Consider the following 13,630-nt stretch of genomic DNA (forward strand, 5'->3'; position numbering starts at 1 on the left):
GACCTGCTCGTAACCGCAAGAGGTCCAGGCCGATGCTCACCGGGAACGGCTCTTCCCTCGGACAGGCGAGTTTGAGCCTTCGTTTCCGGGCCGGCCATCGGAGAGAACACCAGCGATTGCGGTGTGGACCCGCCCCAGGGCACAGAGGGGCGGAACCAGGCCCACGCGAACTCAGCGAGGATGGTCGCATAGCGCCTCACACTGATCCGCGTGACGCTGCTCCATTTCCAGCGCGCAATGATGAGGTGGCTGACCTCCGCGCTCTGGTCCTGCTCTGACGGCTCCGTAACGGTGTCAGGCTCGTGCAATGCCCTGGCTGGACGGGCCGGTGGCCGCCATGCCTGCGACGCGCGCGAACGCCGTGACGCCGACCGCCGCTGCACCGATGACGGAGAACACGAGCTGCCAACTCTCGGACGGCATCGTGTGTTTCACGATGCCATGCGTGGCGTGGTAGCCGGCGATCGCCGCAGGCGCGACGAATGCGAGGGCAATCAACAGGCGCACCCAGAGCGGGCGGACAATTCCGAGCAGGATCTGCCCCACGCCGAGCGTGAGGCCCGCGCCGACCATGCCGACGAGGATCGCGCCCAGCCAGCCAGCTCCAGATTGATAAGCCCAAGTGCCGACGGTCACACCGGCAAAAAATGGCAGTGCGAAGACGGCGAGTGTGAACAGCAACCAGCACAAGACGCCGATGGCTGCGAAGGACAGGATGATGCCGAGGATAATCATGGTGGTGTCTCCGAAAGAGCAAAATCTGACGGTCGCGCCTTCCACCACCACCACGGCGCGCTCGGGAGCATAGCGAAAGCTGTGCTCCGGCGGGAGCGGAAACCGCGGGGGTCTCCGCGTGCCCGGAGGGGAGCCGCGCCGTCATGGTGCGAAGGGATCGACCTCGTGGACGATCTCCGAGAAGTCGCCGTCGTATTCGTTCGCGGGTGTCACCGAGAGCGTGCCGTCGCCCGCGCGAAAGATCACGATGGCGACCATAAGGGTGGCGGCGAGGCTGAAGGCGAAGGCGTGGGCGTCGTTGAGGGACATCGATCCGGCTCCTGTATGGAGCGGGGGACCATCCCCCGCTGACAGGCGCTCGATGTGTTCGGCCGCTGGCCGCAATCACCGCGTAGGCCAAGCCGTAGCGGCGGCACGCGCAAGCGTAGTCCGACCCTTCATGGGTTGATGGCGTCAGGCCAGCGGCTGGACCAAGGATCAGCGCTATTCAGCGGGTTATGGTCATGTCCAAGCGAGGAGCCGGGACGTTTCAGGCGTGAAGAACGTGTAGCCGTATTGCCTGAACGAGGTGACGCCCGACCTCGCATGCGTCGCGTGCGAGACCAGGGGGCCATGATCTGGACGCCTCTCGCTGAAATCCGCCACGTTGAAAGTGCGGATGGAGGTAGCTGATAATCCATTCGACGCGCGGAGGCGGGACCAAGCCGGCTTGGGTCGAATAATAGAGTGCTTTGGCGAGATCGTGCCCAATGTTGGCGCGGTTCCAATCGTCATCGGTCGCGACATTGAGGAGATATGATTTCAGGAGCAGCTCGATGGCGATGGCAATCGCATGAAGGGCCTCATTGTCCAATCCGCGGCTCGCCGCCCAATCAGCGGTTTCGACTTTCACGGCTGCATTTCCCAGGAAGACCTCGGCAAGTGATGCGTCCGAACGTGCGGGTACCGGAAGTGGCGTCAATCGCTGCATGAATTGCATTATGCCATGCGCGCGGCTCCGCTGTAGATGGCGAATTGATGAGGCGGCGCTTACGCGCCGCCAAACTTCCACACCGGGATGCCGAGCTTCTTGGCCTTGTCGGCGAGGTTGTCGTTGATGCCCGTGCCGGGGAAGTGCATCACGCCCTTCGGCACGATGTCGAGCATCTCGTCGTTGCGTTTGAACGGTGCAGCGCGGCCGTGTTTCGTCCAGTCGGGTGCGAAGCCGATCTGCGGGACATTGCGATTTTTGGCCCAGAGCGACGCGATCTTTTCGGCGCCTTTCGGGGATTTGCCGTGGATCAGCACCATGTCAGGGTGCTTCTCGTGGACCTGATCGAGTTTGGCCCAGATCAGACGGTGGTCATTGAAGTCCAGTCCGCCGGTGACGACGATCTTCGGTCCCGGAGGCAGAAGCACTTCCTGTTCCGCGCGCTTCTTGGCCATCAGGAAGTCACGACTGTCGATCATCGCTGAGGTCAGGTTGCGGTGGTTGACCTTTGAGCCGGTGCGAGGGAGCCAGGGTTTGCCGATCTGGCGTTCGTAATGTTCGGCGGCCTGGTCGCGCATCAATTCGAAGGCGTTCTGCCGTTCGATGAGTGTCTTGCCCTCGGCAATCTGGCGCTCGAGTTCGACCGACTTCACCTCGCTGCCATCCTGCTGCCGCTGCGAGCGCTTCTGCGCCTGCTCATTGTCGTCGAGTTCGCGGGCGATCCGCTCGGCGGCGCGGTGGAAGACGTTGACGGTCGACCAGAGGAGATCGTCGAGGTCGGGTTCGAGGCGGGTGTCCTCCAGGGTCGAGATCAGGGCGTCGAAGATGTCGGCGACTGCGCCTGCGACTTGATTGCCGTCGGGGAGGAGCCGCTGGTCGGGTTCGTCGGCGAAGGGCCGGTAGCCGTGGAGCTGCAATTCGTTGAGGACGTGATCGGTGGGCGACGATTCGTGGTGAGGCTCGTAGTCATCATGCTCGCGCATGGTTTGCTCCTTTGGCTGGACCGCGACCTCCGCGGCCTTCACGGCGACGGAGCCCACGGGCGGAGCGGACCTGCACCCGGCGCCATGCGCCGGGCCGAAGCGAGAGCGGAGGATGCCGGAGGCCGGCTATTTTGCTTCGCGATGGAAAGGCGCGGCACGCGCCGCCGGAAAATAGTCGGCCGCAGGCATTGCCTGTCCGAACCGCCTGTGGGCCGATCGCCCTCTTGAAGGCCGAGGCGCGGTCCTCGCAGAAGGATCGGGCATCCATGCGTGCATGGTGGCGGCGTGGACGCTGTCACCGTTCAGCCCTTGGTCTAGGCCGCCAGCAGCATGAAGCGGGCGACGTCCTGCGGTGCGAGCTGCACCCGGATCTGCGCCATCAGCGCATCACGGCCGAATGTGCGGAGATCCTCGTTGAAGTCCCCAAGCACGGGAGACAGGGCAATCGCCTCGATCCCCGCCGCGTTCGCCCGCTCGATCAGCGTGTTCCGCGCACCGTCCCCGGCGCGATCATTATCACGCACGACGTAGAGCCGGCGCAGCGCGTCGTGGAAGTCGATGGCCGCGAGATGTGCTGCCGAAAGGGCGGCCGCTGTAGACATGCCGGGCATCACCTCACGGGCGGAGAGCACGCTTTCGATGCCTTCACCTGCCGCCAGCACGTCGCCGGAGAGTCCGAAGCGGACCGCGTGCCCGAGAAGGTCGCCCATCGCTTTCCGCTGGATGTCGATCGGCGCCTTGCCGGAGCCGTCCGGGGCCAGCCAGGTCCGATGCGCGCCGGTTATACTGTCGGAAAGATTGGTGACGACGCCGATCATTGCCGGCCACGTCTCGGTCGGGCTGTGCTCGTCAGGCCGATAATAGCAGCGGGGATGGAAACGCAGGTTTACGCATCCGTGCAAAGCCGTAATTCCGCGTCCGCGCAAATACGCTTCTACGAGCGTGCCGCCGATCGGCTGACACATGACAACCAGCCGGAATGCTGCCTCGGCCGACCCCGACGGTGCAGGCGTGCGAGCGTGCTGCCTCAGTTGCGGTTCGGTATCGGGCGGCATGCTGAGGAACAGACGGGCCTCCTCGGCAACGTCGGCGAAGTCGATGAGGCCCAGTGATTCACGGATGACGTCGAGCAGATCGCCATGCTCGCCGGTTGCTGCGTCTGTCCATTTGCCAGCGGGGCCTTTCACGGTGTCCTTCAGGCGCACGAACATGGATCGGCCGGGCGTGTTGCGAACATCGCCAACCTGCCAATAGTTGCCCTGTCGGCGGCCGGCGCCGAGATAGCGTTTGCACACCGCCTCGGCCTGACGGCCGAGGCGGGATGCGAGATCGGAAGCGTCGCGACAGGCCATCACGCAGCCTCCCGCTCGCCGATGCGGGCCACCGGATAGGTGTCCAGCAGCTTGCTGAGTACCGCCGGTCCGCTCGTGTCGATCGGCACGAAGAACCGCAGCGACCAGGAGATGATCTCGGTAAACAGGCCATAGGCGCGGAGGCGGTCGCGCATGGCTTCGGTGAAGCCGGAAAGCTCGATCCGGTTCGCGCCCATGACACGTACGCGACGAAGCTGAAGGCCCTCGGCCAGGTCGAGGATCGTCCGCCCGTCGATCAGCGCGGCATAGGCATCGTCGGCGCCGAGGCTGGCCGCATCGGTCGATGCCGCATTCGCGGCCCATGCCGGCGAGACGCTACGGCCGATGATGCGCTCGCCATCGTCCGTCTGGAGCCGGTAGACGCGGGTCGACTCGTTCGGCAGGCGTTTCCACACCGGCAGCAACAGGCCAGCGACGATATGGATCGTGCTTTCGCTGAAAGCGGGCACGTCGCCGAGTTCGCGGGACCAGGCCGCCGCGAAGGTATTCCGGTCGGCCTCCTGCCAATGGCTTTCCGCCATCGACTTCAACGAAGCATGGTGGGCCTCCATCGGCCGGAGCAGCCGAACGCGGCGCTCGATCTCGCCATCGTCGAGCATGAGCGATGGTGCTGGAACCTGCACGGCGGCGCGACCCGAGCGCTCGTTCACCAGCAGCTTCACGCCGCGATCATCGAGCCAGCCGAGGGCGTCGTCGAGCGACAGCGGCCTGTTGCGCTCGCGCTGGGTGATAGTGAGCAAGCGCGTTTCGGCGCCCGACGCCGGATGGGTGTAGATGACGCTGCGGTCGGTGACGACGAAGCTCTCCGCCGTCAGCGTTTCCAGCCCGACGTCATAGACGCCGCTCGCGATCGCGCCGGCCACCTTGGCATCGAGCAGCTGCTCGAACGCCGTGAACAGGATGCCCTGCAGGTCGATGGTGAGGGCGAGCAACCTGTTCAGGAAGGTGGTGATAGGCGGCAGCTCGTCCTTGATGCCGTTGTCATCCATCAGCTTCAGGCCGGTCGAGGACTCGAAGCGATGGAGCGAGCAGCCGTCGATCTTGCCGCGCACGAGCAGGAGGTAGAGCTGGCGCAGCGCGTCGCGCGCGTAGGAGGATTCCAGATTGTCCTCGGGCCGGAACAGGCCCTGGCCGCCGGTCTGACGCTGCCCGCGCGTGATCGCGCCGAGCGTGTCGAGTCGCCGCGCGATCGTGCTGAGAAAGCGCTTCTCCGCCTTTACGTCGGTTGCGATCGGGCGGAAGAGCGGCGGTTGGGCCTGGTTCGTCCGGTTGGTGCGGCCGAGGCCCTGGATGGCGGCGTCGGCCTTCCAGCCGGGTTCGAGCAGGTAATGCACCCGGAGCCGCTGGTTCTTCGCCAACAGCTCGGCGTGGTAGCTGCGGCCTGTTCCCCCGGCATCGCTGAAGACGAGAACGCGCTTAAGGTCGTCCATGAAGGCGGCCGTTTCGGCGAGATTCGCCGACGGCGCGCGGTTCTCGACGGCCAGGCGGTCGCCCGTGGCGCCGGCACCCGGCATGCGGACGATCCGCCGGGAGCGGCCCGTCACCTCGGCCACCATGTCGGTGCCGAACCGCTGCACGATCTGATCGAGGGCGCCGGGCACCGGCGGGAGCGATGCGAGACGCTCGATCAGCTCGTCGCGGCGCGCGACGGCTTCACGGCTCTCGACGGGCTGGCCATCGCGATAAGCCGGACGCGACGACAGATTGCCATCGCTTGTCGTGAACGGTTCGTAGAGCTGCACCGGGAAGGAATGGGCGAGATAGTCGAGGACGTATTCGCGCGGCGTGATGTCGACGCGAACGTCACCCCATTCCTCCGTCGGAATCTCGGCCAGACGACGCTCCATCAGCGCCTCGCCGGTCGAGACGATCTGCACGACGGCTGCGTGCCCAGCCTCCAAATCGTGCTCGATCGAGCGGATCAGGGTCGGCGTCTTCATCGAGGTCAGCAGATGCCCGAAGAAGCGCTGCTTCGCGGATTCGAATGCCGAGCGCGCGGCCGACTTCGCCTGTCGGTTCAACGTCCCGGTCGAGCCGGTGATGTTGGCGGCTTCCATCGCCGCGTCGAGGTGATTGTGGATGATGGCGAAGGCGCCGGCATAGGCATCATAGATGCGGCGCTGTTCATCGGTCAGCGCGTGCTCGACCAGCTCGTACTCCACGCCGTCGTAGGAGAGCGAGCGGGCGGTGTAGAGCCCGAGCGAGCGCAGGTCGCGGGCCAGCACCTCCATCGCCGCGACGCCGCCATCCTCGATCGCCTCGACGAATTCGGCACGGGTGGCGAAGGGGAAATCCTCGCCGCCCCAGAGGCCGAGCCGCTGGGCATAGGCGAGATTGTGAACCGTGGTCGCGCCGGTGGCGGAGACATAGACGACGCGGGCATTCGGGAGTGCGTGCTGAAGCCGAAGGCCGGCGCGGCCTTGTTGCGAAGCGGAGACATCACCCCGTTCTCCCTTTCCTCCTGCCGCGTTGGCCATGGCATGGCTCTCGTCGAAAATGATCACTCCGTCGAAGTCGGAGCCCAACCATTCGACGATCTGCCGAACGCGCGAAACCTTCTCGCCACGGTCGTCGGAGCGCAGCGTGGCATAGGTTGCAAATAGGACGCCTTCCGACAGCGTAGTGGGCTTGCCCTGCGGGAACCGCGAAAGCGGTGTGACCAGCAGGCGCTCCATACCGAGCGCGGACCAATCGCGCTGCGCGTCCTCGATTAACTTGTCGGACATCGAAATCCAGACCGCCTTGCGGCGCCCCTGGAGCCAGTTGTCGAGGATGATTCCGGCAGACTGGCGGCCTTTGCCGGAGCCGGTGCCATCGCCGAGCATGAAGCCGCGGCGGAAGCGAACCGTGCCGACGGCATCGACGGGCGCGGCCTTTACGAGATCGAAGGTCTCATCGACTGTCCACGCGCCGGCGAGATAGTCGCTGTGCGCCTCGCCGGCGTAAATCACCGTTTCGAGCTGGGCGTCCGACAGCAGATCGCAGATGTCGGCGGGGAGCATGGGCCGATAGCTCGGCTTCGGCGGCGCGACGCTCGCCATGGCGGCGGATTGCACGAGCTTAGTCAGGTGCGCCTGGGCGCCGGGAATGCGGATCGACTGCAATCCGTATTCCTCGTAGATCGCGTCGGTCAGATGAGCGCCATCGGCGGGCGTCCAGTCGATCGTGCTGTACGGAAGTTCGACACCCTCGGGGTCGATCACGGGCGCGGGTCGAACGGCCGCCGAGCGCGCGAGATACCCGCGCACCGTTTTCGGGGCCGCGATCGCAGGGATCGTCGGCGCGGTGCGCAACGTGACCGGGAGACGCGGCGGAACGCCCCGCGCGATCCAGTCGAGCAGCGTCGCGACGTCGGGCGCCATGCCTGTCGATGGCGGCAGCGTGGACGGATCGGCGGCGGGGGCCTTGTCGATGACGGTCAGGCGCGTCGGGAATGTGGTGCCGTGCTTGGCATAGACCGAGCCGGCGATCGCCGCGCTGAAGACGATGGTGCCGCGGTCCTGCAGGCGCGCGAAAACATCACGCCAATCCGGCAGGTCCGGCCCGACATTGGCGCCCGTGATTGCCACCAGCCGGCCGCCAGGCGCGAGCCGGTTCAGGGCCGAGGCGAGATGGCGGAAGCCGGCGTCGGCAACGCGGCCGGAGACACGGGCCATGGCCGAGAATGGCGGATTCATCAGCACGACAGAGGGGACGGCGGCAGGATCGAGATGGTCGTCGATCTGCGCGGCGTCGAAGCGCATGACCGCGATTGCCGGAAAGAGGGAAGAGAGGAGATCGGCGCGGGTTTCGGCGAGCTCGTTGAGGATCAGCGAGCCACCAGCCGTCGACGCCAGAATGGCGAGCAGACCTGTCCCTGCCGACGGTTCCAGCACGATGTCATCCGGCGAGATGGCGCCAGCGGCTGCGACGGCCAAGGCCAGCGGGATCGGCGTCGAGAACTGCTGGAGCGCCTGGCTCTGCTCCGAGCGACGGGTATGGGTCGGCAGGAGCCCGGCGACCTTCGACAGGGTGGAAAGCCGCGCTGCCGGAGATGCGGATTTACGGAAAAGCGCCCGTCCGTATTTCCGCAGGAACAGGACGGTGGCGACTTCGCAGGCCTCGTAGGCGGCCTTCCAGTCCCATGCGCCAGCGGAATCGGAGGCGAAGAATGCGGCCTCCATCGCGGCGCGCAGCATCGGGGTTTCGATGCGCTCGCCGCGTTCGAGGTGCGAGAGCAGGCCCTGGGCGGCCGACAGGACGGCGGGAGCATACGTGACGGGCGCGGCCGGAGCGGCCACGGGCAACAACACGGTCATCGGGAGATCCTCGGGAGAGCGGGAACGGAACGGACAAGCCCGGCCGGCGCTCTCTCTCGAACCGCCCGGACTCATTCCGTCCCGGCGGACCTCTCACTCTCAGAGGCTGGCATGAAAAAAGCGCCCGGCCGCGAGGCGGGGCGCTTTGGATTTGGAACGGACGGCCGAAGGCGGCCGCGACTATGATTGCATCTCGGGACGCACGAAGCCGCCGGGGTCGCTAGGGTCCGGCGGCAGATAGGCGTCATAAGGATTACCGTCCGCGAGATGGCCGAAGGGGGTGAAGGCGGAATCTCCGCCATCGCGGCCGACGGCGCAGATGACATAGCGCTGGGTGCCGGTCTCGGCGTCGAGACATTCCATGAGCGCGAGGTTTCCGTCCGCTGCTGCGCGCAGCAGCGTCTGGAAGTTGTTCCGGGCGTGGTCGGGAATGCTCATGTCCGTGTTCCCTCGTCGGAGAGGATTTCGGCGAGCCAGCCGTCGGTATAGGTCCAGCCGACCGTCTCGCCTGTGGCGAGATCGAGGGCGTGTGCGCCACCGCCAAAGCCGTCGAGACGCGGGCGCGAGCATGTGCTGGCGTATTGGAATCCCCAGCGTCCCGTCAGCCCGAACGCTTCGGCGCAGCGTTTCACGAACTGGATCAACCGCTCGGGATCGCCGGTGATTTCATCGCGCATCCAGAGCTTCGTGCCGCCGTGCTCAGGCTGGATCGAAAGCTGGAACCCCTCGGAGGGTGGTTCCTCGGACGCGCCTTCAGCGGACAGCGCGTTGTAGAGGTCAGGGCGCGGGCGGCGTTTTCGGGGGTGCCGACATCGAGAAGGCACGAGAAATGGGTGAAGTAGTCGGCCATGACAGGCTCCAGAAACGAAAATGCCCGGCACGAGGCCGGGCGGAGGATCGGATAGGAATGATGCGAGGCGGCGAACCGCCCCGCATCAGCGCGTTATTCGGCGGCGACCAGTGCGACGTGCTCTTCGTCTTCGGGCTCGGACAACTCGTCATCCTCGCTATCGTCGGCCAGGAATGCCGGGAGGTCGGCGTCACCGCCGTCCTGCGAAACAGGCTGCGCATCGTCGCCGGCCACGCCGTCGGACATGCGCAGCGGCTCCGGCAGCCAGCCGGTATCGGCCAGCAGGCGCTCGGCCTCCTTGGCCATGTCGCCCTTCTTCAGGTGGCCGATGAGTTGCGCGGCCCGTTCGCCGGCGCCTTCGCGGACGGCTTCGAGGATGCGGCCCTTCGTCACCCGCCCGAGATAGTTGCCGACGGTCGGCTTCCAGCCGGCGGCAACCATATCGAGCCCGGTAGCAACCGCGAGCCGATCGGCCTGCGCCAAGCGCACGTCGAGGCCGTGGCGGCTGATGCCGGAGGCAGCATGCGGATTCGGCCGCTCGAAGAGGGCGTTGATCCCGAAGCTCACGCAATGGGCCAGCAGGTCGAGACGGGTGCCGTCGTCGAGCTGTTCCAGCCAATCCCAGAGGGCCTGGTCGTCGGCCGGAACATGGTCGCCCCAGCGATCATGCCGATCATTCTCCGACTGAGCCGCGGCGCTGGCCTTCATCTCCTCGGGCTGGCCGGAGAGATAGAGGTGTCGCACACTCGCCTCGAGGCAGCCGGTTGGAGCCGTGTGCCGGAACGTGTCGCTGGCCAGCTTGTGCAGCAACATGGTCAAAGCGACCTGCGGGTTGGTAGCCAGGGCGTCGCGCAGCGCGAGCGTGCGGTGTGCGGTCAGCTCGATGATCAGGCGTTCGGGCAACGGCTTCAGCCCGTCGTCCTCCTCATCCTCCTCGGTCCGCACGGGCTCGCCGCCGATGGTGATGACGGCGCGCTGGACGGCGGGCGAGCGAACTTCGCCGGTTTCGGGATCGACCTCCTCCTCCGGGGCGTCACCGTCTGCAGCTTCCACCGGGCGTTCGTCCTCGGGACGGACATAGCCGCGATCGATGCAGAGCGAGCCGTCGGAGTCGATGCTGACGAAGACCCCGGCAATCGCGATCTCATCGGGATCGTATCGGACCGGGCGCTGGTCGAGCGCATCGATCGCTACCTCGATCTCGCCCAGGCGCTGGTCGATCTCGTCGGGCAGCTCATCCGCGTCCTCGTATTCGGCGGTCAGGCGGTCGAGTTCCTCCTGCAGCGCGTCGCGGGTCGCCTGCTCCTGCGCGGTGATGTCGAGAGGAACGCCCTTGATCGCGCGCAGGCCGTGCGTGACGCCGTAGGGAATGCTGACTCCGGCTTCGACCCATTTCCAGCCATGGGTGGCGATCTCATCGGCGATCGTCGTCAGCTTTGCGGACACAAGGCGGTCGAGAAGCCCGATGTCCTGAAGCCAACCGCCATCGTCGGACTCGAATAGGTCGCGCATGACGATGCCGCCGGCGGCCTCGTAGGCGTCGACGCCGACGAACACGGCGCGCTTGTCCGAGGCGCGAACCGTCGTTTCGGTCAACATGCGGCGGATGTGATAGGGCTCCTTCTGCCAGCTATTGCGGATCGTGTCCCAGACCTGTTCCTGGCGGGCATGGTCCTGCGACACTGTGAAGGCCATGAGGTGCTTCAGCTCCATGCCGTCTTCGGCATAGATGTCGAGCAGCGCGGGCGAGACCGAAGCGAGGCGCAGCCGCTGCTTGACGACGTTGACATCGACGAAGAACGCCGCGGCGATGTCCTCCTCGGCCATGCCCTTGTCGCGCATGGACTGGAATGCGCGATACTGGTCGAGCGGATGCGCCGGCACACGCTCGTCGTTCTCCGCGAGCGAGATTTCCTCCATCAGGATGCCGCTGTCGGTCGTGCCGACAACACAGGGGACCGGCGCGGTTTTATTGAGGCGCTTCTGCTTCACCAGCATCTCCAACGCCCGATACCGGCGGCCGCCGGCGGGCACCTCGAACATGCCGGTCTCCTGGCCTTCGCCGTCGAGCACGGCGCGGACGTGCAGGCTCTGGATAAGGCCGCGCCGCGCGATCGACGCGGCCAGATCCTCGATCGAGACGCCGGCCTTGACGCGCCGGACGTTGGACTGGCTGAGCACCAGCTTGTTGAAGGGGATGTCGCGCGAGGACGACAGGGTGATCTTCTGAACGGCAGTAGCCATCGGGATTTACTCCGCGACGGGCGGCCGAGAGCCTCTCTCTCAACCTCCAACCCGTCACGAAATCCCGTCCACTCTCTCCCTCTACTTCCGGCGCCGCGCACCACCGACGCCGATGCGAGGCGAAAGCTTCTGCCGCGCGTCACGCAGGTAGTCGCGATAGGTCACGGCCTGCGAGATGGATTGACGATAGCCGTTGCTCAGCGCGATCGCGATGAGGCCGCGCGGGGGCTTTAGCGTCCCACTGGCCTGCGCTTGCGCGAAAAGGCGTTTCGCGAGCGCAATTTCTGCATCGGTATAGGGGGCTGACTTACGTGGCATGATGTTCTCCAAGGTTGAAAATGACCCTCGGAGAAATTGCCGCACATGACGCGCCCCTCCGTGGGGCTGCGCCGGTTAACCTCCATGGGGAGGACGGGGCCCCGATCGGAATCGGGGCTGACGGCGAAGCCGCCATGCGAAGCATAGAAAGAGATAGGTTCCATAACGCGCCGATCAAGGCCTGAACCCTATCAGGCCGCCTCGCGGTTTGGGCGGCCGACGCCGATCTCCTCTGCCAGATGGCCGAGCAGCCAGTCGGCCGCCTTGCTCGCCTGGGAGGCTGCGCGGACGATGGCGCGGTTATCTTCCCGCAGCACCTCAAGCCACGAGCCGATGTAGTCGGCGTGCCGCACAGTCGGCACGATGCCGAGCGAGGCGCAGCAGAAGGCTGCGTTGATCTCGGCGACTAACTCTTCAAAGGCGTATTTCTTGGTGCCGAAGGACCCTGAGAGATCGCGGCCGACACGCGAGGGATGGCCAGTGGCGTGGCCGAGTTCGTGCAGCACCGTGCGGTGCCAGTTGATCGGCTCGAAATATGCCTGCGGCGGCGGGACCTGCACAAAATCAGGCTCGGGCGCATAGAAGGCGCGATTGCCGCCAATGCGAAAGTCGATGCCGGTCGCCTTGATGAGCGCTTCTAAGCGCGGCTCGATCAGGTCCGGCGCCGGCAGCGGAACATGAACGGTGAGCTCCTCGGGGAGGCTCTCGCACTGGGCGGTGTTGAAGACGGTGAAGCGCTTCAGGAACGGAATGGCCTGGGCGTCTTCGCCGGTCTCGCGGGCGCGCTTCTTCTCGTTGTCCGGAATGAAGCGGTCGGCGTAGACGACGGTCGTGCCACGCTCGCCCTTGCGCACATTGCCGCCCAGCGAGAGCGCCTGGCGAAAGGTCAGCCAGCTCTGCCCGGGAAAGCCATGCTCGATGACGGCGCTCCAGAGGATCAGGACGTTGATCCCGGAATAGCCGCGCCTCGACGAGGCGTTCCTGGGCATGGCCAGCGGCGCCTTCGCCGCCGCTGTGTCCCAGGGCTGAACCCAGGGCAGCCGGCCGTCCTCCAGTTCGGCGATGATCTTGTTGGTGATGTCGTCGTAGAGGCTCGCCCGTTCGGGGGCGGCCTGGCGGTGGTGCTTGGTCATCGCGGGTCTCCGCGACGGGCGCCGGGAGCCTCTCTCCCAGTCCTCAACCCGTCACGGCAAACCCGTCCGCACTCCTACTCTCGGCGGGGCGTTGCGGGGCAGCCGGCCCCGCAGAAGGGGTTGGCCGAGACCGGAGGGCTCGGACACAGGGGAAGGCTTTCCCCTTAAAGGCGTGGAAACGACAATACGGAATTCAGGACCGCCGATTTTCAGGCTTACGGTCGGATTATACGACCTGTCCGTGCCGTTCCAGCAGGCGCATGAGGACGTTGTTCGCGTGAGTGAAATTGTCGAGCTGCCCGCGAAGCTCGTATGCCAATTTCGCGCCATGGAAGAGGTTGTTGCGCAGACGCCAGACGATCATCAGGAGGGCCAGAATGCGGTCGCGCGGATCGGTGTTCACTCCCTCAATCACCGCGCGCACCAGGTCGGGATGATCCGCGGGGCGAAGGCCGAGATAGTGGAAATGGTAGGTCAACGCGCCGTCGGCGAAGTAGCGGTTGCGGAAATAGGCCAACTCACCATCATAGAGGTCAGCTCCAAGCGTGCCGGCAGCCGTCCACTCATCCACCTTCTCGCGGATGCGATCGGCACGAGCGAAATTGTTCATCACCTGAGCTTCGAACAGGCTCCACAGGGACGCGAAGTCAAAGATCGCGCTGCGGTCTTGGGAAGGGAGATCCTTGAAGCCGGGTGCTCTCTCCGATAGCCATTGCTCGCTCATTC

The 13,630-nt window shown here is 65.7% G+C and carries 10 protein-coding genes and 1 pseudogene; all 11 read right to left on the reverse strand.

Features of this window, described 5'->3' with window-relative positions; all coding sequences use genetic code 11:
• Positions 1-294: 294 nt before the first annotated feature.
• Positions 295-735, reverse strand: coding sequence for a hypothetical protein (locus tag AC5ZGW_RS19920; RefSeq protein ID WP_130224793.1), 441 nt, complete (start codon positions 733-735; stop codon positions 295-297).
• 141 nt (positions 736-876) lie between these two features.
• Positions 877-1,044 (reverse strand): hypothetical protein, encoded by a 168-nt coding sequence (locus AC5ZGW_RS19925; protein ID WP_165435109.1) that lies wholly within the window; start codon positions 1,042-1,044, stop codon positions 877-879.
• Positions 1,045-1,764: 720 nt separating this feature from the next.
• The gene (locus AC5ZGW_RS19930; protein WP_130224718.1) at positions 1,765-2,688 is read right to left on the reverse strand and encodes a DUF2493 domain-containing protein; all 924 of its coding nucleotides are present in this window, start codon (positions 2,686-2,688) and stop codon (positions 1,765-1,767) included.
• Positions 2,689-3,002: 314 nt separating this feature from the next.
• Positions 3,003-4,040 (reverse strand): DUF7146 domain-containing protein, encoded by a 1,038-nt coding sequence (locus AC5ZGW_RS19935; RefSeq protein WP_207230975.1) that lies wholly within the window; start codon positions 4,038-4,040, stop codon positions 3,003-3,005.
• A complete protein-coding gene (locus AC5ZGW_RS19940) occupies positions 4,040-8,359 on the reverse strand; it encodes a strawberry notch family protein (RefSeq protein WP_130224729.1) in 4,320 nt (1,439 codons plus the stop codon). The genes AC5ZGW_RS19935 and AC5ZGW_RS19940 overlap by 1 nt, the downstream gene beginning before the upstream one ends.
• A gap of 180 nt (positions 8,360-8,539) precedes the next feature.
• Positions 8,540-8,797, reverse strand: a complete 258-nt coding sequence (locus AC5ZGW_RS19945) for a DUF6117 family protein (protein WP_130224731.1) — start codon at positions 8,795-8,797, stop codon at positions 8,540-8,542.
• Positions 8,794-9,209 (reverse strand): annotated as a pseudogene (locus AC5ZGW_RS19950) (hypothetical protein). Before AC5ZGW_RS19950 ends, AC5ZGW_RS19945 begins: the two are co-directional and overlap by 4 nt.
• 93 nt (positions 9,210-9,302) lie before the next feature.
• Complete coding sequence (locus AC5ZGW_RS19955; RefSeq protein ID WP_130224733.1) at positions 9,303-11,453, reverse strand: ParB/RepB/Spo0J family partition protein; 2,151 nt, start codon at positions 11,451-11,453, stop codon at positions 9,303-9,305.
• A gap of 81 nt (positions 11,454-11,534) precedes the next feature.
• Positions 11,535-11,771 (reverse strand): hypothetical protein, encoded by a 237-nt coding sequence (locus AC5ZGW_RS19960; protein ID WP_130224735.1) that lies wholly within the window; start codon positions 11,769-11,771, stop codon positions 11,535-11,537.
• A gap of 191 nt (positions 11,772-11,962) precedes the next feature.
• On the reverse strand, positions 11,963-12,904 hold the full coding sequence (locus AC5ZGW_RS19965; RefSeq protein ID WP_130224737.1) for an ArdC family protein: 942 nt from the start codon (positions 12,902-12,904) through the stop codon (positions 11,963-11,965).
• Positions 12,905-13,130: 226 nt separating this feature from the next.
• On the reverse strand, positions 13,131-13,628 hold the full coding sequence (locus tag AC5ZGW_RS19970) for a hypothetical protein (RefSeq protein WP_130224739.1): 498 nt from the start codon (positions 13,626-13,628) through the stop codon (positions 13,131-13,133).
• Positions 13,629-13,630 lie beyond the last annotated feature (2 nt).

Source organism: Bradyrhizobium sp. Crot121, from assembly GCF_059512385.1.

Excerpts from the sequence above, each read along its gene's own strand:
- AC5ZGW_RS19960 (WP_130224735.1), bottom strand. The coding sequence starts at position 11,771 with ATGCCACGTAAGTCAGCCCCCTATACCGATGCAGAAATTGCGCTCGCG.
- AC5ZGW_RS19930 (WP_130224718.1), bottom strand. The coding sequence starts at position 2,688 with ATGCGCGAGCATGATGACTACGAGCCTCACCACGAATCGTCGCCCACC.
- AC5ZGW_RS19920 (WP_130224793.1), bottom strand. The coding sequence starts at position 735 with ATGATTATCCTCGGCATCATCCTGTCCTTCGCAGCCATCGGCGTCTTG.
- AC5ZGW_RS19940 (WP_130224729.1), bottom strand. The coding sequence starts at position 8,359 with ATGACCGTGTTGTTGCCCGTGGCCGCTCCGGCCGCGCCCGTCACGTAT.
- AC5ZGW_RS19970 (WP_130224739.1), bottom strand. The coding sequence starts at position 13,628 with ATGAGCGAGCAATGGCTATCGGAGAGAGCACCCGGCTTCAAGGATCTC.
- AC5ZGW_RS19925 (WP_165435109.1), bottom strand. The coding sequence starts at position 1,044 with ATGTCCCTCAACGACGCCCACGCCTTCGCCTTCAGCCTCGCCGCCACC.
- AC5ZGW_RS19945 (WP_130224731.1), bottom strand. The coding sequence starts at position 8,797 with ATGAGCATTCCCGACCACGCCCGGAACAACTTCCAGACGCTGCTGCGC.
- AC5ZGW_RS19955 (WP_130224733.1), bottom strand. The coding sequence starts at position 11,453 with ATGGCTACTGCCGTTCAGAAGATCACCCTGTCGTCCTCGCGCGACATC.
- AC5ZGW_RS19935 (WP_207230975.1), bottom strand. The coding sequence starts at position 4,040 with ATGGCCTGTCGCGACGCTTCCGATCTCGCATCCCGCCTCGGCCGTCAG.
- AC5ZGW_RS19965 (WP_130224737.1), bottom strand. The coding sequence starts at position 12,904 with ATGACCAAGCACCACCGCCAGGCCGCCCCCGAACGGGCGAGCCTCTAC.